Here is a 282-nt window from a genome sequence, read left to right on the forward strand (position 1 = left end):
CCACACACATCACACGTCACAGCCGGATCCTGTCATGCAACTCCACACCCGCCGTCGGCAGCGGAGTCTTCGACCAAACCGCATTTTGTTAGGAGTTCTTACACCTACAAGTACGGCACCGGCGGCACGACCGACGGCACCAGGATCCGCACCCGCAAGGACAACACCACCCAGGTCACCACCACCTACGGCTACGACAGCCAGGGCCGCCTGACCCGCGTCGAACCCCAGAAGACGGGGGAACCCTCCGTCGCCTCGAACTACTCCTACGACAAGGCCGGC

General features: G+C 63.1%; 1 protein-coding gene. It reads left to right on the top strand.

From position 1 onward, the window contains the following. The coding region (locus ADL08_RS38170; protein WP_234352138.1) for a hypothetical protein at positions 1–282 on the top strand (282 nt) is incomplete at both ends.

It is taken from the genome of Streptomyces sp. NRRL F-6492 (genome assembly GCF_001280125.1).
Lineage (GTDB): Bacteria > Actinomycetota > Actinomycetes > Streptomycetales > Streptomycetaceae > Streptomyces.